The organism is Veillonella sp. oral taxon 780 str. F0422, from assembly GCF_000221605.1.
Classification (GTDB): domain Bacteria; phylum Bacillota; class Negativicutes; order Veillonellales; family Veillonellaceae; genus F0422.
This window is the reverse complement of record NZ_AFUJ01000027.1, coordinates 1-21,016: the sequence shown is the minus strand read 5'-3', so window position 1 is coordinate 21,016 and position 21,016 is coordinate 1. Positions and strand designations below refer to the sequence as shown.

Below are 21,016 nucleotides of genomic sequence, written 5' to 3'. Positions count from 1 at the left end.
ATACTCGATATAATAACAATATCTTTGCTAGCAACATACATATAAAGCATATCATGAATTATCAGCAATATACATTATATTCCATTAAAAGGGGGATACTATGAATCATACCATCTATTTAGGAGGCGGTTGTTTTTGGGGTGTGGAAAGTTACTTTCAACGCATCCCCGGCATTGTAGATACTGAAGTAGGCTACAGCAATGGGGCTCATCCGAATCCTAGTTATGAAGAGGTTTGCCGTGGCAGCGGTCACGTAGAAACTGTCAAGGTTACTTATGACACCTCTGTGATTTCCCTCTCTAAGGTACTACAATATTTTTTGCGTATTATTGATCCTTTTAGTATCAACAAACAAGGTAACGACGTGGGCATTCAATATCGCAGTGGTGTGTATTACGAACATTCTGAGGACAAAGCAATCATCGAGTCCACGTTAAAACGTGCTAGCAGCCATTACCAAAAGCCTTTTGCCATCGAAGTGTTACCCTTACAATCGTTTTATCCAGCCGAAGAATACCATCAAGACTATTTAGATAAAAACCCTAATGGCTATTGCCATATTAATGTATCCAAGGCTTACGAGCCTTTAATCGATGAAAAGGAATACCAACGCAAAGCAGATGATGTATTACAAAAAGAACTTAGTGAATTAGAATACGCTGTAACACAACATAGTGCTACGGAGCGACCTTTCTCTCATACCTATACAGATGAATTCCGCCCCGGCATTTATGTAGATATCACCTCTGGAGAGCCTCTTTTTATCTCCGCTCAGAAATTCGACTCTGGTTGTGGTTGGCCTAGTTTTGCACAACCGATCAACAGCGATGTCATTCGTTACTATGAGGACGATAGTTTAGGACATCGTCGCATCGAAGTACGCAGTCGCATTGGAGATGCTCATTTAGGGCATGTCTTTGAAGATGGCCCTCAGTCCATGGGAGGTCTCCGGTATTGTATCAACGGCGCGGCCTTACGCTTTATTCCTTTAGAAGAGTTAGAGAAAGAAGGATATGGTGCTTTGCGTAAATTTGTAGAAAGTAGCCACGCTCTATCTCAAGATTCTCAAAAAATTTAGTATACAACAACTTAGCATAATACAAAGCTGATTTCAACGATTACCAACTTACCGTATCTTACAACATAAAAAGACTGTAAACACAGGATTATATTTCCAATTGTTTACAGTCTTTTATCGTTATATAAATAGTCTATGCTTATATGCCCTATCTATACCGTTAGATCTAGCATACTTGACACACTATATTACTTTTAATAAAGTACGTATATCCCTATAGATTATGCATATACTATTGTAGCCCAGTATAGTCTATATATTATAAGTGCAGAAGATTAAACTCGCCATGAAATCCACGCAATGGTATCTGTTGTGTGATTTTCTAATTTACCATCTACAGCTTTCTCCGATAAAAATTCACGTATTTCTTCTTTGATCATTTCTAAGTCGCCACCTACTTTTCGATGCACACGTAAGCAGAAATAATCGACTGCTTCATCAACGGTTAAAGTTTCTACTTCTTCTACCGTTTTATAAGTAATATTTACATTCTTTCCGATTTCGTTAACTGTGCCCAAGCAATCTTGTAACATGGATTCCCATGGGCTTCCACTTACACCATATCGCTCAGAATAGATGGCATCTAAGTATTCATCTTTTCGATCGGCGAACATGATGCACAAACAATGTTTGCGACTAGCTTTGTGCAAGGCGTGAAGATTAGCCGTATCCGACATGATGGGGCAGAAAATGCTGTATACCAAGTCAAATCGTTTGTCCCAGCCTAAGGCTTGCCGAGCTTCCTCTGACCACGGCCCAAGCCATAAATCTAAAGAAAGGCCTTCCTTTTCACTAATTTGTTTTGCCCCTTCTAGCATTCCTGTAGATAAGTCTACACCAGTTAGTTTTACCCCATTACGAGCTAGTCCCATGGCATAGTCCCCAGTACCACAGCCTACATCAAGTGCTGTTTCTCCTTCTGTTGGATGAATCCCTAATTCTTGTAATCGTGCTACAAAGTCCACTACTTGCGCTACACGATCCTCACGTTTGTGCATATTAACAAAGAACTTGGATGTTTGATTCCAAGATTGTTGTTCTTCTTGCCAACCCTCCATGGAAACAGGCATTGTTGTGATTGTACTCATAGAAACCTCCTTATCACTTTATATTTAATAGGATAAATATCGTTTACACTAATATTACTACTATACATTATATACGATATACAGCAAATTATATATGATAAAAATTATCAATTCATATATTTTAATTATACAATACAATACGTGTTTATACTGTGTCTATAGCAACAAAATCTGTACAACTATACAAGAAGTATTAGAATGCAAAAAAGCGACCTTGCGGTCGCTTTTCCTATTTAGAATCTACGATTCAATTATGCTTCGATAGCTGTAACAACACCAGCGCCTACTGTATGTCCACCTTCGCGAATCGCGAAACGTAAACCTTCTTCAATAGCGATTGGAGTGATAAGCTCGATGTTCATAGTGATGTTATCACCAGGCATACACATTTCTGTACCTTCTGGTAAGCTGATAACGCCAGTTACGTCAGTTGTACGGAAGTAGAATTGTGGACGGTAGTTGGAGAAGAATGGAGTATGACGGCCACCTTCTTCTTTTGTCAACACGTATACTTCTGCTTTGAATTTAGTGTGAGGTTTGATGGAACCTGGTTTAGCCAATACTTGACCACGTTCGATGTCTTTACGGTCGATACCGCGAAGAAGTGCCCCTACGTTGTCACCTGCTACTGCAGATTCCAAAAGTTTACGGAACATTTCAAGACCTGTAACTGTAGTGCTGGATGGTTCTTCTTGAAGACCAACGATTTCTACTACGTCACCTACGTTGATTTGACCACGTTCTACACGGCCAGTTGCTACTGTACCACGACCAGTGATTGTGAACACGTCCTCTACAGGCATCAAGAATGTTTTGTCTGTGTCACGTTCTGGAGTTGGGATGTATTCGTCAACGCGAGCCATCAATTCGTTGATTGCTTCTACGTATGTAGCGTCGCCTTCTAATGCTTTCAATGCAGAACCTGCCACAACTGGAATGTCATCGCCAGGGAATTCATAGCTGGAAAGCAATTCACGGATTTCCATTTCTACTAATTCTAATAATTCTTCATCGTCAACCATGTCTTTTTTGTTCATGAATACAACGATAGCTGGTACACCAACTTGGCGAGCTAACAAGATGTGCTCACGAGTTTGTGGCATAGGGCCGTCAGCTGCAGATACAACTAGGATAGCGCCGTCCATTTGAGCAGCACCAGTGATCATGTTTTTAACATAGTCAGCATGGCCTGGGCAGTCAACGTGTGCATAGTGACGAGTGTCTGTTTCGTACTCTACGTGTGCAGTGTTGATTGTGATACCGCGTTCACGTTCTTCTGGAGCTTTGTCGATCATGCTGTAGTCTTGGAAGTCAGCTTGACCTTTTTCAGCAAGAACTTTAGTGATTGCTGCTGTTAAAGTAGTTTTACCATGGTCAACGTGACCGATAGTACCAATGTTAACGTGTGGTTTATTACGTTCGAACTTTGCTTTTGCCATTGTTAAAATAGCCTCCTTCATTACAAAAAAACTAATTACCTTTATTATATATGATTAAATAGAGAAATACAAATACACTTTACTTATTTTATAGGAATTACAGGTGCTTTCATTCCACTTATCGGATATTTCTGTGAAAGTCTAACCTCTGTTCCTCATTACATTTTATATAAGTAATTCAACATATATTCCGAGAACATACTATATAGGCGGCACAATATAGTATTCTAGCGCATAACTTACAAATATCTCAGCATATATTCTAAAATAATTTGCACAATACCAGTACCTAGCAATAATAAAAATGCTTTCATTAGGGTACTTTTAATAATACGAGCCATCAGGGATAGATTCATGTAGAAAATCCAGATGGCCACTGCAAAGAAAGCCCCTAAGAAGAGCCAAATAAGTTCCATACCGTAGGATGTTGCTAGGAAAAAACCTGTCCCAAAAAACGGCAACAAGAGCAAGCCTAAAACTACGCCATATACATTGGTGATGACCTTGCCGTAGATGAATCCTTTCACCACATCTGTCCAAGTCGCCTCACCTGTTGTCAATTTGTATAAGCCGAAGAAAATCGCACTGTTAAACAAAATGGACACCGCTTGAAATAGGAAAAAGACGATGGCCAAACCTATGATAATGGCCGACCCTAAGGCGTCAATCTCACGATAATAGGCAGGCATGAAAAAGCCTACCAACGGCAGTACTAAAGTAGCCACCAATAAACAGAATACCACTTCCAAACCAAAATAGGTAAGTAAACCTTTTTTTATCGTCCCATGCTCTGCAATTTGATCGAATCCCCTACTTTTAGGATGCCAAATTAATTCTTTTAAATCATTAAACCATGTTGTCATATGTACCTTCTCTCTTGCTTAGATATATTTCATTTATAATACGCTATCAATTGCTGTATCGCGTAGATATCCACTGCATCCAAATCACCAATTTTGTTTTTGAAGTCCGTTATTATTAACTGCAACGGTTGACTCAACCTAACCGTTGATGGCTTAGTTAGCCCTGCATCACTCCAACGCATTAAATCATATTCCCCAGGATATGTATCCCTCGGCTTATGACTAGTTACTTTCAATGAAATAATAAAGGCTTCTTGATTCTCTAATACAACAACCGGTCGTATCTTTGATTCTTCTGAGTTTTCAAACTTTACAATCGCCCACTATACTTCCCAACTATTCGGCATAGTCATACTCCTGTGGTAACACTAAATGGTTAGATTCATCTCTTGTCCCAACGAAGTCTTTCTCTGTAAACGGCAATGTAAATTTATCAACAGTTTCAATATGTCCATAGTATTCTGTAATTCGATGTTTCGGAATAATTTTATCCTCAGTAGAATAGTACACTTCATACCAAGGGGTCCCTTTTTCGTGAGATTTATTCACCAAAGAAGATGTAGACATTGTGCTATATTTACGTAGAATATCTAACAAGTATAATTGCTCATCTTTAGTCAACGCTTGTCGATCAAATGATTGATTAACAATCCCATTTCTTCCATATTCTTTAAAGGTTTTATAAACAGATTTAACAACCGGGCCTAAATCCCATGCTTCAAAATCTTCTTCAATAAGAGTATAACCTAATGATGAAACGCTCCCAGCTTGAGCAAAGTACAGCAGTTTATTTAACCGTAAATTAGTTATCGCATCTTCATTAGGACTATTAGCAACTATTTCAATAAAAAATTTCGCCACATCTATCGCTTTAGCCATAGAGCCACCACCTTTCTATACTCTCATTATACAAAGTCAAACTATGAATTTCAATGTATATCTAGCCAAGAGTAAAAATAAATCTTAATACACTAGTTTATCTTTTTGTAATACTCTGATAAAATAAAGATATAATTATGATAATAAGAAGGTGTTTATTATGATTCATATTCGCCCAGTCTCTGACTTACGAAATAAATTTCCTGAAATTGAAGAAACTGTGATCAACTCAAACTCACCTGTATTTCTCACTAAAAATGGATATGGTACCATGGTGCTAATGAGCATCGAGCAATATTCCACACTGACCATGGATGTAGAAGAAAAACTTGATGAAGCAGATACATTAGCTAGAAGTTCAACTACGCGACTTTCTAAAGCTGAAGTATTTAATGTCGCCAGGAGCTATATCGATGAACAATCCAACTTATAAGCTCACTTTCCTCCCTATCTTTAAAAAAGATTTAATAAAATTTCTATAATAAAAGGTGGAGATACTCTTATATGAGTATCTCCACCTTTTATTAACTATATTTCGGACATAAAAAAATCCCCACCTAAGTGAGGTTATTGGTGGCGGCACACGGATTTGAACCGCGGACACACCGGGTATGAACCGATTGCTCTAGCCAACTGAGCTATGCCGCCAAGTATATGGAGCTAGTGACCGGGATTGAACCGGTGACCTTATCCTTACCAAGGATACGCTCTGCCGACTGAGCTACACCAGCACTATTCAATCACTAACGAATTAACATGGTTGCGGGGACAGGACTTGAACCTGCGACCTTCGGGTTATGAGCCCGACGAGCTACCAACTGCTCCACCCCGCGATGAAAATGGTGGAGGGAGAAGGATTCGAACCTTCGAAGTCGAAGACGGCAGATTTACAGTCTGCTCCCTTTGGCCGCTCGGGAATCCCTCCAAAAAAATGGAGCTGGCGATAGGAATTGAACCCACAACCTGCTGATTACAAGTCAGCTGCTCTACCGATTGAGCTACGCCAGCACATTTACATACATATTATATATGTCTTTATGTAGTTTGTCAAGAACTTTTTTCTACTCCGTAGTCCTGTTCTTGACTACTTTGATATAATACCACATTTATGATTCCTAACGCAAGTGTTTTATAAAAAATTTTTTAACTTTTTTCAGAAAATTTTGTCATACCTCTCAAACAATACATTATAACACCACTTTGGATAGGAATAGGTTCGTTCTTTATTACATTTATTACTGACATATCAAAAAATTTACCCTTATTATATAGAGCTTGCCGTTACAACAGTAGTATTTCACAACAAAATATGGTATACTAAATATACAAAAAGAAGAGCCATCAACGTTTGATCGGCGTTAGGCTCATCTCAAGAAAGTTTGAAATGAAAATGTGCCTAACGTATTAAGGTGACCAGACCTTATTCGTTAGGCTTTTTCATTACTTATATAGTAAATCTAAAAGTGCTATGATCTGCATACAAAATAGCTCAAAAATCTCTAAGGAACGCAATTTTGCGTAGTAGCCTTGTGGCGTTCCCTAACTACCTAAATCACTCAAACACAAGAAGAGCACGGCGTGCTCCGAACAAACATTATGAAATACCGTTTGTGAGGAGTATGCCGTGCTCTTCCCGTTATATAATTTCGTTACGAACGCCACAGGCTACATAGCCGAAACAAGTTCGCTTTTCTTTTGGTTGGATAATAATATTTCTCTAATGAATGTATCATCCAATGTAAACAACAAATAGGTATGTTCTAGTACTGGATGGCGATAGCCATACACAACACCTTTGGTGCTATCATGATGATTAGCAGGTTCTTCAAAATCTGGCACTCCGTAGAGATAGAGCAGTAAATATTTAGAATCTCCTAGTGAAATGCCGCGTTTCGTCGTACCAAGCGATGAGTTGATCATGACACGAGTGATTTCGTGTTCCTTGTTATATGCGATTACTACATCCTTATAGCCTAAAAATTCCTGACCATACAGCTTGCCTCTCTCTTCCCAAGATCGATTTGGATCATTGGTAAAGGTATCACCTAATCGGTATCCCATCAAAGAGAAATCTGATTCTGTCATGGTATTAGGCTTAAATGTTTCTAATGTAGTGGCTGGTATAGCAAAACGAGGCCAGTCATGACCCGCAATCATTCCCAAATGCGTGACTTTCCCCTGCTTCAATGAAAGCCATACATAACCCACAGAACTGTTAGAACCTGCTAAAGAGTCACTAGTATAAGTATTCTTCACCAATTGTGAAAACTCCTCTTTTTGAATAGAGGATTTTTTATTTTCTGTTATAGTTTTTTCTTTACCAATTACGCCTTCATATAGCCATAGCAAAGAACCATCTGTATTGTCCCGCCACATAGCTCGCGGTGCACCCCAAGCAAAGAGCACTTCACTACGCGTTGCCCCTACATGAACATCTTCATGCAAGAAAATACTAGGCTTATCTGTCCACAATAACTCAATGGGGTATTTAGAAGCTTTAGAAGCTTTAGAAACTTTAGACTTTTTTGCATCTTCCGTATCTTCTACCGCCTTGTTAGACTCACTAGATGCCTTCTGTTCCTCTTTACCATTGGTCTTATTATCTTTAGATACTTTAGTTTCCTTAGCTTTCTCAGCGCTACCTGTTTCTAGCGTACTTTCCACAGCGGAATCTACATCCAACATATCACCAGCATGTGTTTCAGCAGCTTTTTGTTTACCTATAGCCTCTAGCTTTTCTTTCAGTACATCCACATCTGGAAATACCCACGGTTCATGTTGTTTCCCCTCTACACGAGTTTTTGCTTCCCCTGCAAGAGCTTTCACAAATTCATCTGTAATCACAAGAGGGGGCACTCGTTTAGCTGTAAATGCAGTTCCCACTAGATCAAGTTGTTCTGCTTCGCCTTCCTGAAAGGAAGCTTTCTTCTCTTTTATAAATTTTCTAAGCGCCAACTCTTCTGATATCCGTGTAGTGTCAGCACTGGTATTGATAGATACCTCATGACCCAGTACAGCCTGTGGCTGTAACACTACTATTCCTGCTATTATCATAGCCCCTAAGGCAGCTTTCCAATTAGTCTTCATGATTACGTCGCTCCTCTAATTTTTCTTTCACCCAAGTAATCCATGGTGAAAGCCCTTCTGCCTGCGTACAGCTCACCTGAAAGATAGGCACTCCTGGTTGCAAAGAGTTAATATCTCGGATAGCCTCATCCATTTTGAATGGCACATATGGCAATAAATCTACCTTATTCAATAAGACCGCTGCAGATTCTTTGAATATTAACGGATATTTGAGTGGTTTATCTTCACCTTCTGTAATGGAAAGGACTGTCACCTTCATATCTTCACCGATGAAAAATTCTGCTGGGCATACTAAGTTCCCTACATTTTCAATGATAATGACATCTAAGGCATCCAAATCTAACTCAGCGATGGCTTCACGAATCATATTGGCATCTAAATGACAGCCACCAACCGTGTTAATTTGAATGACTGGTACTCCCGTAGCATGAATGCGGTCCGCATCTTTATCGGTAAACAGGTCACCTTCAATCACGGCAATGCGATACTCCTTGGATAACTCTTGCAAGGTAGCTTCCAACAAAGACGTTTTACCTGCCCCTGGAGACCCCAGTAAGTTCATGACCATAATTTGTTTATCTCGAAATTGTTGTTGTAGTGTTTCTGCAATGGCATCATTTTTTGCCAATACATTTGTCATTACTTGTACTTCCATAGAACTCCTCTAATCCATATCAATAGACGCCACTCGTAGTTCCCTACCTTGTAATTCTTCCACAGCAAAGCTATGACAATGTGGGCACACATGGCGGTAATCTTGTATTGAAAACTCTTGGTCACAATCCATACAGCGACCTTTCATAGGTATGGTCTCTACCTCTAATGTGGCTCCTTCTGCTGGTGTTCCCTGCGTGACTGCATCAAAGCAAAAATGCAACGCATCCGGTTCCACGCCAGACAGGACGCCAATCTGTACTTGAATCGCGTGGATCACACTACCTTGGTTTGCTTTCAGCGTGTCCAAGGCCACATCTACAATTCCCTCAGCGATGGCCATTTCGTGCATGATACGCCTCGTATAATCCTTCTAACATCATAGTCGTAGTCACAGAGCCTACACCACCAGGTACCGGTGTGATAGCAGACACCACTGTTTTGGCAGACTCGAAATCTACATCACCTACGGTCTGTCCTTCTAGGTCATTGATTCCTACATCGATGACAACACAGCCTGGTTTCAACATGGATCCATGGACCATATGGGCTTTTCCTACTGCCGCAATGACCACATCTGCTTGGACTAGTTCAGCTTCCAAATTTTGCGTTTTAGAATGACAAATTGTCACTGTTGCATTTCGATCTAGGGCTAATAAAGCCACTGGTTTTCCCACCACTTGGCTACGTCCTAGAACGACTACTTTTTTACCCGCCAGATCAATGCCATAATGGTCGATGATGGCCATACATGCTTTCGGTGTGCATGGTACATACCCACCTTTTCCAGAGCTCACTAGTCCAATATTATAGGTAGTAAGCCCGTCAATATCCTTCGCTGGATCTAAGACACCAATCACCGCTTCAGTATCGATATGCTTTGGCATTGGCATCAATGGCAACACTCCATAGATTGTAGCATCCTCATTAAATTCTCGGATGACTGCTTCTACTTCTTCTTGCGTGGCCGTTTCAGGCAATTGCACTAATTTAGTACCAAAGTTTGCGCCTTTCGCCACTTTTTCCATAAATGTAGCATACATATGAGCCGCGCTGTCATCACCGACAAGTAAAATACCCAATGTAATGGTAACCCCTTGCGCTAGCAAAGGTTGCATATTCTCTTGTAGCACTGCTTTATGAGCCTGTGCCACAGGTTTTCCTAATAATTCGATCATCTATATCCTCTGCCTCCTCTTATCGACTAAAATGAACTGTCACAGATCCTCCTGCTTCCATCGTACTTCCTGCTGCCTCATCTTGTGATGTGGCATAACCTGTACCATCTGGCTTCAATGTAAGTCCCGCTTCATGAACCCAATCGCGCACTTCTCCATAAGTATGTCCTGCAAAATTAGGAATAATCACGGATCCGTCTCCATTGCGCTGTACGGACAATACCTTAGATGCACTTTGCTTAGCATCATCCTTCGAAGGCTTGCTTCGTGTCGGTGAAAGTTTATAGTACCGCACCAACTGTGTCATGACATCTTGGAATACAGGCGCTGCAATTTGACTACCATAGTAAGTCCCTTCTGGATCATCAATAACGACTAGGGCTACAAACTTCGCATCTTCTACAGGACCATAGCCAATGAAAGATGCAATATAACGACCATTTAAATACCCTCCATGTTCAGGGTCAAGTTTTTGCGCCGTTCCCGTTTTACCAGCAAATTGGTAGCCTTCTACATACGCCTTATGACCGCCACCTTCGGAGACTTCTTTCTCTAAAATATCCGTAATCTGTTTGGCAATACTTTCAGGTATCGGTTGACCTTGCTCCACATCTTGTGCCTCTTTATAAATCGTTCCATCTGGATTGACAATGGATTTAATAATATGAGGTTTCATCATTTTACCGCCATTAGCTAGTGCTCCAAAGGCTTGTACCATTTGTAACGGAGTCACCGCAATCCCTTGTCCGATGGACATAGTCGCCGTATCTAGTTTGCTCATCGTCTTCGGATCAAAGAGGATACCATCCCCTTCTGCTGGAAGTTCAATCCCTGTCGCTTTACCAAAACCAAAGCGTTTTACATAATCCGTCAAAATCTCTCCACCTGTAGTCGTACCCAAGTACGCCATACCTGTATTGATGGAATATTTTAAGATATCTAACAATCGTACTTTACCACTGCCTTTACCATCCCAGTTTTTCATATGATGTCCATCAATGATAATGGTCCCCGTATCATTATAGACCGTATCTAGCTGCCATTTTCCAGCTGCCAGTGCGGAGGCGGCAATAATCGGTTTGAACGTAGATCCTGGTTCATAAATACTCACCACCGCATTATTGCGATAATCTTCAAATTTTAATTTATTTACGTCCGATGCCATGCCTCGATTTTTGTTCGCCATCGCAAGGATTTCCCCTGTTTTTGGATCCATAATAATCATCGCTGCACTGCGAGCCTTTGTGTCTATCATCGCTTTATCTAAGGCCCGTTCGGCAATAAACTGCACCGTTGTATCAATGGTAAGATTCACCGATTTTTCTTGATCTGGTAAAAACTGAGATTGTACGGACTCAAAGACGGGGCGACCAGCTGTGTCGTTGTAAATGCTGACTTTTACCTCATTACTGCGAATCACATCATCTAACGCTGCCTCAAGCCCTGCCTTACCTTCTGCATCCGCTTTGCCATCTTCATTGAATCCTACAAATCCAAGGACCTGCGCTAATAAAGTATCATTCGGATAATAGCGACGGCTCTCTTTATGTAAGGTAATAAAATTGAACTTTGCTTCCTTGATGGCTGCTTCTATACCATTGGAGTTCGGCACATCTAAGAGGCGATCAATCCAGACAAAGGCTGTATCTTCATTTAATTTTTTAATAATTTCTTCTCTGGAAATACGCACATACGGTGCCAATACATCTGCCACCTCTTCCGGCGTTTTTTTAGCTACTACTCGCATCATGGTTGGGTCTGCGCTAACAGAGTTAACTGTTACACTCAATGCCAAGGGGTTGCCATTGCGGTCAAAAATAGTTCCCCGTGGAGATTGTAAAACTCTATCTGTTAAAAATTGATTAGAAAACCGTTCAGAATAGGTATCTTTTGCCACAATCTGTACATAGGTATATCGCAATATAATTCCTAATGATATAAAAAATAGAACTAAGAACCACGAACCGGCATTCAAATTTAATCGTTTTCTTGCTGCTTGCACTTTCATGCATGGTACTCCTTTTTCTTTACTCGTTCGTATTTAGCCATTCCTGCCTTATGTAAGGCTTCTGGTGTATTGGGAATATCTCCCGCTTGTACTCTCTGTAAGAGAGTCTGCATTACTTCCTTCGTATAAGGTGCTACTAAATTGGGCAATGTGCGATCATAGCACAAATCCTTCGTGTGTACAGGCATCTGTTTTGCCATATCCATCATGCGTGTTCCATACTGGACTGTAGGTTCTGCATCTTTCGTGCCTCCTCCTAATACATCTGCCACACCTAGGGTTTTTAGATAGTCCACAGCCTCCACTAGATCCTTGGTTTCTCTAAATAAATTTTCATGAGATTCCTTCTGCAACCATTTACGTAAATCTGCAGAACCATTGGACACATAAAAGTGAAACCGCATATGTCGCTCTACAAGCCATACCACAAGATTTACAAATTCTTTAGCATAGCCTAAACGGGTCAAGATATTTCGTGCCATAGTGGCACCCACCCTATCATGATTACGATCCGTAATGCGCCCATTGTGAAAGCCTCGAACTCCTTCCATACCTTTCCCTACATCGTGGAGCAAAGCAGCCCAACGCAATACTAGATTCGGCGCCACCCTTTTTACTACTGCTAAAGTGTGGCACCATCCATCATGTACGTGGTGCTCTGGTGCTTGCGGTAAATCCACTAGATGAGTTAGCTCTGGCAATATAGGAATCCGTCGAGACTGACCCTCTATCGTTTGTTGGCAACATTGCTCATTTAAATGACTGCGCACCAACGCATCTAAAGCGAGATCTACATACTCACTAAGTAACATTTTTTCAATTTCTATACGCACTCGTTCTAAAGATAATCCTTCCACACGATATAGGTTCGGCTCTATGCCCGCCCAGGTGGCAGGATCAATAGAAAAGCCTAATTGTCCTGCAAATCGACATAATCGGAACATGCGCAACGCATCTTCTTGAAATCGCTCTTGGCTAGATCCAATGGTACATAAACGGCGTGCCACAATATCTCGTAAACCGCCTACTTCATCACGGACCTCACCACTTTCAGTAAGAGCAAGACCATTGATCGTAAAATCTCGCCGCTGTACATCCTCTAAAAACGTAGAAGGAAATTGTACTGCCACTGGTCGATGACTATCTTCACCATATTGTTCACTTCGATAAGTTGCTACTTCATAGGTATCATCACCCTCTGTAACCACAACCACCCCAAAGGAGGCGCCTACTACATTCGTCGTAATAAAGCCCTCAGTTCGTAGTACGTCGATGACCACCTCCGGCATAGCGGAAGTGACAATATCATAATCGTGAGGAATACGTCCCATCTGTATATCTCGCACCGCACCACCCACAATATACGCTTCATAATGCGCTGCTTGTAAGGTCTGCAAAATGCGCAGAGCTCCTTTGTAGATAGAAGTCTCTTTGTATGCTTCCATGCCCATACTTACACCTCTCTATTTCTGATGGGCTAACCGATTCGTGATATCCACACCTGTTTTAGTTTTCGCCAAACCGCCTTCACTCGTTTCACGAAGCGCTTCTGGTAAAGCCCGTCCAATGGAATCCATCGCTCCAATCACTTCATCTGCAGGAATGCGACTACGCAATCCTGCCATAGCCATTTCTGCGGATGCCAACGCATGCACTGCATAGATTCCATTTCTTTTCACGCAAGGCACTTCCACCAGTCCTGCCACAGGATCGCAAACTAAACCTAAGACATTTTTCATACATAGAGTCATAGCCGTTACCACTTCTTCCGTAGTGCCGCCCATCATCGCTACAGCACAAGCAGAAGCCATAGCAGCCGCTGTACCCACTTCGGCTTGACAACCACCCACAGCCCCCGCTACACAGGCTTGATTTGTCACTACATTACCTACACCAGCTGCCGCTAAAAATCCATTCACATACGCTTCCTCATCGCATTCGTAGACTTCTCCTACCGCTTGCATCACACCTGGTAAAATACCACAGGCTCCTGCTGTAGGACATGCCACAATGCGGAACATCTTTGCATTTGCTTCATTCACAGAAATAGCATAACGTAGTGCCCGATAAGCTAAATCGCTTAAAAAAAGAGGTTGTCTTTCATCTAATTGTTTCGCTTGCCCTCCAGACATACCACTCTTACTTTTTCTTGTGTCAGCGATGCCATCACGAACAGATTCCTTAAAAATCTGAATACGACGTCGTATCTCAGCTAGGACCTCCTCTTTCGTCGAGCCCGTACTTTCTATTTCTGAACGCAAGACCACTTCGGAAAAGGAAATACTTTCACGATCAGCCAAGCGAACAATGTCTTCAATTGTATCGTATAAATAACTCATAGTATCCTCTATTCCAATGGTTCAAAATACATAACCGAGGAAATGCCCGGCACTTCTTTAATTTGCTGCAATGCCATTGCATCTACATCAGAGTCCGTAGAAATAAGCATGACTGCCTCTGACCCTTTTCGCTTACGGAACACCCGCATGCTAGAAATATTAATTGTTTCTAGCCCCAAAATATGTGTGACCCCAGCAATAACACCCGGTTGATCTGTATGAAAGACAATGATTTGATGCTCTTCCCCAGTAATATCTACATCGATACCATCAATATTGGTCACTGCCACACGACCTCCACCGAGGGATGACCCTGTAACAGACATGTGTTTTCCATCTTTACCGTACATATTGAATCGAACTGTATTAGGATGGCCTGCATCTATTTCCGATTCAATAAAGGTATACTGAAAGTTCTCACGTTCTGCTATCTCCAAGGACTCACGAATACGTGCATCATCTGCATCCATTCCCAGTAATCCTGCCACCAAAGCACGGTTTGTACCATGTCCACGATAGGTCTTGGCAAAAGAACCATATAAGGTCATAGTGACACTGTCAGGGCGCTCACGAAAAATAGACAAAGCCATCTTTCCCAAACGCGCCGCCCCTGCTGTATGTGAACTAGATGGACCTATCATAACGGGCCCAATAATATCAAATATACTACTCAACGTAGGTACCTCCTATTATCTATGTAGGAATATGTTATGTATTATTATCTGTACCTTATATCATACCATATTTGGGGCCTTCTCGTAAAAAGATTGCTGCCTAAATCACGCAAATACAAGAAGACCGTAACATCCCCCCCTGAACTAACATAATCACTGTATAGTTTGAGAAGGGGTGTGTTACGGTCTTCCCTATATCCTATTCAATTAGGAACTTCATAAGGTATATAGCAACAAGATGTATAGATACTCTTAGTGTCTAAGATTATCCATTCATGCGTTTGAACAATTCTGCAATTTGCGCTTTCATCAATGCCAATTCTTCACGTTGTGCTTCATTTTCTGCTTTTTGAGCAGCATTGGTAGCACGCAATTCATTTAATTGGTCTTTTTGGATTTGGTTTTGTGCTTCTAAGGCAGATACCTTATCTTGTAATGTGTAAGAGGCACTGATTGGTCCTTGACGGAATGTGTCTTTCACAGCTGTTTCATCAGCACGAGCACCAAATTTCCAAGTCACACTAGCATTGGCCATCACTTCACTACCATATCCATTAAAGGAAGCACCTAGATGGAATAAAGTAGATTCATTTTTGTAGTGGTTCACTCCAAGAGCTAACGCACTAGCACCTTGATAGTATCCTAGGCCTGCAGACACTTGAGTTGGCTCTAATGGATCATATTGAATGGTTTGTAATCCAGCTAATGCAGCCGCTTGTGCGCCAGAACGATTAATACGATTATTGATATTGATCGTTGTTCCTCGTAATTGAGATACGTTAACTGCATCCGTATCTTTCGTACCTGGTGCAAGATTGTGCATTTGTTGCATACCTGCAGAGATACCTTCTGTCATCACTGGATTACCATCTGGACCAGTTACAGGCTTACCATCTTTATCCAACACTGGTTTATCCATACCGAAGGAAATAACTCGAGTATTATCTACTACATTTGGTTTTAACGCTCCCACAGCACCCGTATAGGTCTTACCTGGTTTTCCATCTTTACCCATATACACAAAGTTACCATCTTTGTCTTTCATGACAGGCTTATTATCTTTATCTACATATGTAAGATTTCCATTTGCATCACGAGCTACTGTACTATTTGGAATGACTTTCAATCCTTCGTTCGTATACTCCGTAGAGTTACCAGGATTTTTAATCACTTCTTTTTGCTTTCCAGTAGTAGGATCAATAACTGGTTTACCATCTTTATCGAATACTTTTTCCATTTTTACTACTTCTTTTTGTTTTCCAGTAGTAGGATCGATAACTGGTTTACCATCTTTATCGAATACTTTTTCCATTTCATCAGTTGTAGTAAAGGCTATCTTATCACCAGATACATGCGATGTTTTTTCTACGCCAGTCTTCGGATCCGTTGCATTAAAAATTAAATCTTTATTGGTGAATGATGCCTTATTATCACCAGATTTATCAGTTAAAGCAATTTCCTTAGGTCCTACTACAGCTGTATTGTCATCTTTATCTTTGTAAGTAGTTCCTGCAGCATTAGAAATATTCGTATTTCCATTTGTATCCTTCAATACATTAGTTGTCGGAGTACTTGTATTGGTATTACCATCTTTGTCTTTTAGCTCATTTTTGTCTGCTGTAGATGTATTGGTATTTCCTTTAGTATCTTTCAACTCATTGGATGTTGGTGTGCTTGTGTTAGTGTTACCATCTTTATCTTTGATCGTAATGGTATCACCTTTTATGGTTGTAGTAGCACCATCTTTACCATTCACACCGATGGCACCTTGTCCATCTTTCGCTGTCATGGAAATGCCGTCTTTACCATCTTTGCCTTTGACTGCAAATTCACCGCTACCATCTTTACCAACTGTAGCAGATACCACATCCTTACCGTCAGCATTTTTCACGATCATCGCACCATCTTTGGCCGGTGTCACATCAGCTTTTGGAACTGGTTTTGCATTAGGTTTTGGTTGTTTTGTCACTGGATCAATGTCGGACTCTTTGTAGTAATCATCGCCCACTTTTACAAGGTTGTTACCATTTTTATCAACTGCTGTACCGCCAGTTGTGACAGAATCAATTTTAAGATCTCTATTCACATCTACTTTGACAAATGTAGTTGCTTTCTTAGTACCATCCTCATTAAGAGCGTCCACAGTCACCATAGATACATTCGTATTAGCACCATTTGCGAATTTCACATCGTCATTTGGATTTACCTTGTCGTACACTTTTGCATCTTTACTGAAATCTTTATCAGTAGAACCAATACCTACATTCCAACCAGAATCTTGGATTGCATTCGCCACTGTATTACCTGTCACAAAGCCTGCGCCCGCATTCGTTACTTTGTCAGTCTTAGGATCAACCTTCAATGGAGTACCTGCTGGTTTACCATCTGGACCTTTTTCGAATCCTATTGGTTTACCATCTTTATCTACTTTGTAGTAGTTATCTCCAATTTTAACTGCATCAGTTTTTGTACCATTTGCATTAGTTATCGTTACTTTATTCGTAACTTCCCCTTCTTTGATACCTACCGTAATTTCACGAGTGCCATCAGTCAATGTTTTACCAGTAATTTCAATACCCTTACCGCCTTTGAAGTCAACTACATTTGCGTTTTTCACCACATCTTTGTAGCCATTGCCATCTTTGGCAGATACAACCCAGCCCATATTTTGTAAGTCACCTACCGTAGCTGCTGCGTTTTTATTCACAGGCGCATCGGCTGTACCTTCCAAATCAACTAAGTTTGTTGGTGTTGTGTTAGGAGTAGCACCTGGCGCTGTACCTTGTGGTGTAGTATCTACAGATTTAGTGTTCAACGTAGAACCTACACCTGTAATTTGTGTTGGTTTACCATCCTTAGATGTGACATTTAATGCGGAAGATGGTTGTGCATCTGATGCATTATTCGTAGCTGGTTTTGCCGCTTCTGCTTTCATTGTCACAGGGCTCACTGGTGTAACAGGTGTTGTTGTTACATCCACTGGTGTTGCACCTGATTTTGGAGCGCCATTCACTACATCAGCTGGTTTGTAATAGTTGTCGCCCACTTTCGTGTACGTATTACCTTTACCATCTGTATAAGTATTTGGGCTACCTACGTTCAACGTGCCTGTATCCACATTTGTGAAAGTCACATTATCTTTCGTAGCGTATGTAATTTTACCATTTGCATCCTGTTTCACAGTCAAGTTATTTCCTGCTACCATTTCCACAGTATTGCTTGGTTTAATTAACTCTCCGTCATCCTTAGTTCCAGTAAGTTTTTCTCCCCCGTCAGCAGATGTTTTCAAGTTGAAGCCCGCATTGTTGATGGCTTCCGCTACATTTTGTACGGTAGCCACTTTGTTCAATCCTGCCTCATCATGCGCTTTCTGTGCTGTATCTACTGGTGTTTGTTTAGCAGCTACATCAGCTTTCTTATCTGCCACCGTTTGTTGTAATGCTGGATCTTTTGGATCTGCCGCTAATGCTTTTTCTGCTTCTTTTAAAGCTGCTCTTGCTGCAGACAAGTCTTTTTCAGCAGCTGCTAAGGTTTCTTTTAATTGCTTAGCTGTAGCTGGATCTGCAGGGGTAGCAATAGCTCCTGTTTCCTTATTATCCGTACCTACTGCTGGCTTCATTTCACCAGTAGTTACTTTTACACCATTTTTGTCAACCGTTACAGAACCATTAGCTGCTTTTACATTAAATGTAACATCACTTGCCGTGTTATCCTCACGAGTTGTTACCACTGCGGTGGTACCAAGACCATTGACAAAGTTCACTGTATCATATGGTTTTACAAAATCACGAGATTCTCCATTATTTTGTAAGTTCCAACCTGCGTTCAATACGTCAGATACTGTAGCTGCATTGTTACCAATGTACTTAGGATTTGTTTGTCCATCTTTTGTTTTTGGATTTGCTAATGCTGCTGCTTCTTCTGCTGTTAATGGCGCTTTGTTGATGTTTTCTACATCGCCTGTTTTTCTGTACCATCAGGATTTGTAATTGTTTTGGAGCCATCATTTACATTTGGAATGTTGTTTTTCACATTTTTCAATGTAGTTGGGCTTGTTGTCCCTTCTGGTCCATTGATAGATGTAACCACATCTCCTTTTGGAACTTCTGCACCAGATCCGTCTGGATTTTCAAAGAATTTAACTTCTTCTTTACCTGTTTTTGGATCTGTCACCGTCTTAGGATATACCTTAGTACCATCTGCTTTTGTGTAATTAACAGGTGTAACTGAGTTATTTGTAGACGTTTGGTCATCTACTTTTACAGTGATGGTACGTACACCTTTGTCATCTGTTTTACCAGATACGATAGCTGTACCTTCGCCAACGAATTTCACTTCATTTGCATTTTTCACTGTATCTGTATAGGCCTTGTCTGTTTCACCTGTTGTTTTGTCAGAAGATACAATCCAACCCATGTTACGCAAATCGCCTACTGTAGCAGCTGTATTGTCGCTTACTTTAGGTTTTGACCCATCTGTTGGTGTAGATAAATCAACTAAACCATTGTTAGCTTTTGTGGAACCTGGAACTTCTTTTCCATCTACTGTATCACCATATTTTTGCAAGCCAGATGTTACATTTCCTAATTGTGTAGGATCTGTAGTTTTCTTATTTGGTTCAGCATCTGTATTTTTAGCATTTGGATTCACTAATTTAGATGTTAATGGAGTATCAGTTGTATCGATTGGTCAGAAATTCATTTCCATTTTCATCCACAGGTACTCCATCTTCATTGACCTTCGCACTTGGCTTACCATTGGAATCCAATTGGTTGACCTTTATCATTCACTGTGTAGTATTTGTCTCCAATTTTGGATACTGGTGTACCATCTGCTGTAGTGTATGTCACAGGCAATCCTGTTACATTGTATGTCACATTGCTTGTGGTTCCATCTTCAGATGTAGTCACCACGGCTGTCGTATTCACACCGTTTACAAAGTTCACAGTATCGAATGGTTTCACAAAGTCTTTCGCAGCGCCATTGTTTTGTAAATTCCAACCTGCGTTTAATACGTCAGATACTGTGGCTGCATTGTTGCCTACGAAGTTAGGATTTGATTTGCCATCTTTTGTTGTTGGTTTCAACAAGTCCGCTGCTTCTTCTGCTGTCAATGGAGCTTTGTTAATGTTTGCTACATTACCTGCATCTGGTTTATCTGTTCCATCAGCATTTGTTACTTTTTTATCAGCATCATTCACTGCTGGAATGTTGTTTTTCACATTGCTCAAGGATGCTGGACTTGTGGTTCCTTTTGGTCCATTAATTGTTGTTTTAACAGGACCTGTTACATCCTCGCCTTTTCCATCTGGTTTAGTATTGAAGATTTGGTTACCATCTTTATCTGTTTTACCAGTTGGATATACTTGTTTACCATCTTTATCTGTGTACACCACAGGTGTTACCGCATTGTTTGTAGACGTTTGGTCATCTACTTTTACAGTGATTGTACGAACACCTTGGTCATCTGTTTTACCAGATACGACAGCTGTACCTTCGCCTACAAATTTCACTTCGTTAGCGTTTTTCACTGTTGCAGAGTATTCATCAGTAGTCACTGCACCATTTTCGCCTGTTGTTTTGTTAGAAGATACAATCCAACCCATGTTACGTAGATCACCTACAGTAGCAGCTGTGTTATCGCTTACTTTTGGTGCATCTCCATTTGCTGGTTTGGATAAATCTACTAAGCCATTATTCGCTTTTGTAGAACCTGGAACTTCTTTTCC

At 40.8% G+C, this 21,016-nt stretch carries 17 protein-coding genes, 5 tRNA genes and 1 pseudogene; 2 read left to right on the top strand and 21 right to left on the bottom strand.

Annotated features, from left to right (window positions below):
• Positions 1-100 precede the first annotated feature (100 nt).
• A complete protein-coding gene (msrB, locus tag HMPREF9200_RS03680) occupies positions 101-1,078 on the top strand; it encodes a peptide-methionine (R)-S-oxide reductase MsrB (RefSeq protein WP_009353486.1) in 978 nt (325 codons plus the stop codon).
• Positions 1,079-1,353: 275 nt separating this feature from the next.
• Here the strand turns inward: msrB and HMPREF9200_RS03675 are convergent, their stop codons facing one another.
• The 5 genes from HMPREF9200_RS03675 to HMPREF9200_RS03660 all read right to left on the bottom strand — a co-directional run bounded on the left by HMPREF9200_RS03675 (position 1,354) and on the right by HMPREF9200_RS03660 (position 5,347).
• The gene (locus tag HMPREF9200_RS03675; RefSeq protein ID WP_009353483.1) at positions 1,354-2,166 is read right to left on the bottom strand and encodes a class I SAM-dependent methyltransferase; all 813 of its coding nucleotides are present in this window, start codon (positions 2,164-2,166) and stop codon (positions 1,354-1,356) included.
• 251 nt (positions 2,167-2,417) lie between these two features.
• Positions 2,418-3,605, bottom strand: coding sequence for an elongation factor Tu (gene tuf / locus HMPREF9200_RS03670; protein ID WP_009353467.1), 1,188 nt, complete (start codon positions 3,603-3,605; stop codon positions 2,418-2,420).
• Between the two features lie 239 nt (positions 3,606-3,844).
• Complete coding sequence (locus tag HMPREF9200_RS03665; protein ID WP_009353492.1) at positions 3,845-4,468, bottom strand: hypothetical protein; 624 nt, start codon at positions 4,466-4,468, stop codon at positions 3,845-3,847.
• Between the two features lie 29 nt (positions 4,469-4,497).
• A complete protein-coding gene (locus tag HMPREF9200_RS09205; protein ID WP_083818403.1) occupies positions 4,498-4,785 on the bottom strand; it encodes a type II toxin-antitoxin system PemK/MazF family toxin in 288 nt (95 codons plus the stop codon).
• 19 nt (positions 4,786-4,804) lie between these two features.
• Positions 4,805-5,347, bottom strand: coding sequence for a Panacea domain-containing protein (locus HMPREF9200_RS03660; RefSeq protein ID WP_009353459.1), 543 nt, complete (start codon positions 5,345-5,347; stop codon positions 4,805-4,807).
• Between the two features lie 160 nt (positions 5,348-5,507).
• Between HMPREF9200_RS03660 and HMPREF9200_RS03655 the strand changes: the two genes are divergently transcribed.
• On the top strand, positions 5,508-5,780 hold the full coding sequence (locus HMPREF9200_RS03655; protein ID WP_009353465.1) for a type II toxin-antitoxin system Phd/YefM family antitoxin: 273 nt from the start codon (positions 5,508-5,510) through the stop codon (positions 5,778-5,780).
• 138 nt (positions 5,781-5,918) lie between these two features.
• On the opposite strand, the gene HMPREF9200_RS03650 is transcribed toward HMPREF9200_RS03655, so the two are convergent.
• From HMPREF9200_RS03650 to HMPREF9200_RS08695, 16 genes and pseudogenes are all read right to left on the bottom strand, one after another.
• Positions 5,919-5,995, bottom strand: a tRNA-Met gene (locus tag HMPREF9200_RS03650).
• A 7-nt stretch (positions 5,996-6,002) separates the two neighbouring features.
• Positions 6,003-6,078, bottom strand: a tRNA-Thr gene (locus tag HMPREF9200_RS03645).
• A 26-nt stretch (positions 6,079-6,104) separates the two neighbouring features.
• Positions 6,105-6,180, bottom strand: a tRNA-Met gene (locus HMPREF9200_RS03640).
• A gap of 7 nt (positions 6,181-6,187) precedes the next feature.
• A tRNA-Tyr gene (locus tag HMPREF9200_RS03635) sits at positions 6,188-6,272 on the bottom strand.
• A 7-nt stretch (positions 6,273-6,279) separates the two neighbouring features.
• Positions 6,280-6,355, bottom strand: a tRNA-Thr gene (locus HMPREF9200_RS03630).
• Positions 6,356-7,012: 657 nt separating this feature from the next.
• Complete coding sequence (locus HMPREF9200_RS03625; protein WP_009353485.1) at positions 7,013-8,434, bottom strand: hypothetical protein; 1,422 nt, start codon at positions 8,432-8,434, stop codon at positions 7,013-7,015.
• A complete protein-coding gene (hypB, locus tag HMPREF9200_RS03620) occupies positions 8,424-9,089 on the bottom strand; it encodes a hydrogenase nickel incorporation protein HypB (protein WP_009353478.1) in 666 nt (221 codons plus the stop codon). The genes HMPREF9200_RS03625 and hypB overlap by 11 nt, the downstream gene beginning before the upstream one ends.
• Before the next feature lie 9 nt (positions 9,090-9,098).
• Positions 9,099-9,440: a hydrogenase maturation nickel metallochaperone HypA gene (hypA, locus tag HMPREF9200_RS03615; RefSeq protein ID WP_009353487.1), complete on the bottom strand. Its 342-nt coding sequence runs from the start codon at positions 9,438-9,440 to the stop codon at positions 9,099-9,101.
• The gene (locus tag HMPREF9200_RS03610; RefSeq protein WP_009353460.1) at positions 9,418-10,266 is read right to left on the bottom strand and encodes a bifunctional 5,10-methylenetetrahydrofolate dehydrogenase/5,10-methenyltetrahydrofolate cyclohydrolase; all 849 of its coding nucleotides are present in this window, start codon (positions 10,264-10,266) and stop codon (positions 9,418-9,420) included. Before HMPREF9200_RS03610 ends, hypA begins: the two co-directional genes overlap by 23 nt.
• Before the next feature lie 19 nt (positions 10,267-10,285).
• On the bottom strand, positions 10,286-12,274 hold the full coding sequence (locus HMPREF9200_RS03605) for a penicillin-binding transpeptidase domain-containing protein (RefSeq protein ID WP_009353468.1): 1,989 nt from the start codon (positions 12,272-12,274) through the stop codon (positions 10,286-10,288).
• The gene (locus tag HMPREF9200_RS03600; protein ID WP_009353474.1) at positions 12,271-13,725 is read right to left on the bottom strand and encodes a CCA tRNA nucleotidyltransferase; all 1,455 of its coding nucleotides are present in this window, start codon (positions 13,723-13,725) and stop codon (positions 12,271-12,273) included. The genes HMPREF9200_RS03605 and HMPREF9200_RS03600 overlap by 4 nt, the downstream gene beginning before the upstream one ends.
• A gap of 12 nt (positions 13,726-13,737) precedes the next feature.
• Complete coding sequence (gene sdaAA / locus HMPREF9200_RS03595) at positions 13,738-14,613, bottom strand: L-serine ammonia-lyase, iron-sulfur-dependent, subunit alpha (protein ID WP_009353484.1); 876 nt, start codon at positions 14,611-14,613, stop codon at positions 13,738-13,740.
• A gap of 8 nt (positions 14,614-14,621) precedes the next feature.
• On the bottom strand, positions 14,622-15,287 hold the full coding sequence (gene sdaAB, locus HMPREF9200_RS03590) for an L-serine ammonia-lyase, iron-sulfur-dependent subunit beta (protein ID WP_009353469.1): 666 nt from the start codon (positions 15,285-15,287) through the stop codon (positions 14,622-14,624).
• 265 nt (positions 15,288-15,552) lie between these two features.
• Positions 15,553-19,116: a YadA-like family protein gene (locus tag HMPREF9200_RS09145; RefSeq protein ID WP_009353471.1), complete on the bottom strand. Its 3,564-nt coding sequence runs from the start codon at positions 19,114-19,116 to the stop codon at positions 15,553-15,555.
• Positions 19,117-19,238: 122 nt separating this feature from the next.
• Complete coding sequence (locus HMPREF9200_RS09140; protein ID WP_009353475.1) at positions 19,239-19,937, bottom strand: Hia/Hsf adhesin N-terminal domain-containing protein; 699 nt, start codon at positions 19,935-19,937, stop codon at positions 19,239-19,241.
• A 101-nt stretch (positions 19,938-20,038) separates the two neighbouring features.
• Positions 20,039-21,016, bottom strand: a pseudogene (locus HMPREF9200_RS08695) (hypothetical protein); the annotation flags it as partial.

Coding starts and splice junctions, on each gene's coding strand:
- sdaAA (WP_009353484.1), bottom strand. CDS start 14,613: ATGAGTTATTTATACGATACAATTGAAGACATTGTTCGCTTGGCTGAT.
- HMPREF9200_RS03660 (WP_009353459.1), bottom strand. CDS start 5,347: ATGGCTAAAGCGATAGATGTGGCGAAATTTTTTATTGAAATAGTTGCT.
- HMPREF9200_RS03610 (WP_009353460.1), bottom strand. CDS start 10,266: ATGATCGAATTATTAGGAAAACCTGTGGCACAGGCTCATAAAGCAGTG.
- HMPREF9200_RS03675 (WP_009353483.1), bottom strand. CDS start 2,166: ATGAGTACAATCACAACAATGCCTGTTTCCATGGAGGGTTGGCAAGAA.
- tuf (WP_009353467.1), bottom strand. CDS start 3,605: ATGGCAAAAGCAAAGTTCGAACGTAATAAACCACACGTTAACATTGGT.
- HMPREF9200_RS03665 (WP_009353492.1), bottom strand. CDS start 4,468: ATGACAACATGGTTTAATGATTTAAAAGAATTAATTTGGCATCCTAAA.
- HMPREF9200_RS03655 (WP_009353465.1), top strand. CDS start 5,508: ATGATTCATATTCGCCCAGTCTCTGACTTACGAAATAAATTTCCTGAA.
- hypA (WP_009353487.1), bottom strand. CDS start 9,440: ATGCACGAAATGGCCATCGCTGAGGGAATTGTAGATGTGGCCTTGGAC.
- msrB (WP_009353486.1), top strand. CDS start 101: ATGAATCATACCATCTATTTAGGAGGCGGTTGTTTTTGGGGTGTGGAA.
- hypB (WP_009353478.1), bottom strand. CDS start 9,089: ATGGAAGTACAAGTAATGACAAATGTATTGGCAAAAAATGATGCCATT.
- HMPREF9200_RS03600 (WP_009353474.1), bottom strand. CDS start 13,725: ATGGGCATGGAAGCATACAAAGAGACTTCTATCTACAAAGGAGCTCTG.
- HMPREF9200_RS03625 (WP_009353485.1), bottom strand. CDS start 8,434: ATGAAGACTAATTGGAAAGCTGCCTTAGGGGCTATGATAATAGCAGGA.
- HMPREF9200_RS03605 (WP_009353468.1), bottom strand. CDS start 12,274: ATGAAAGTGCAAGCAGCAAGAAAACGATTAAATTTGAATGCCGGTTCG.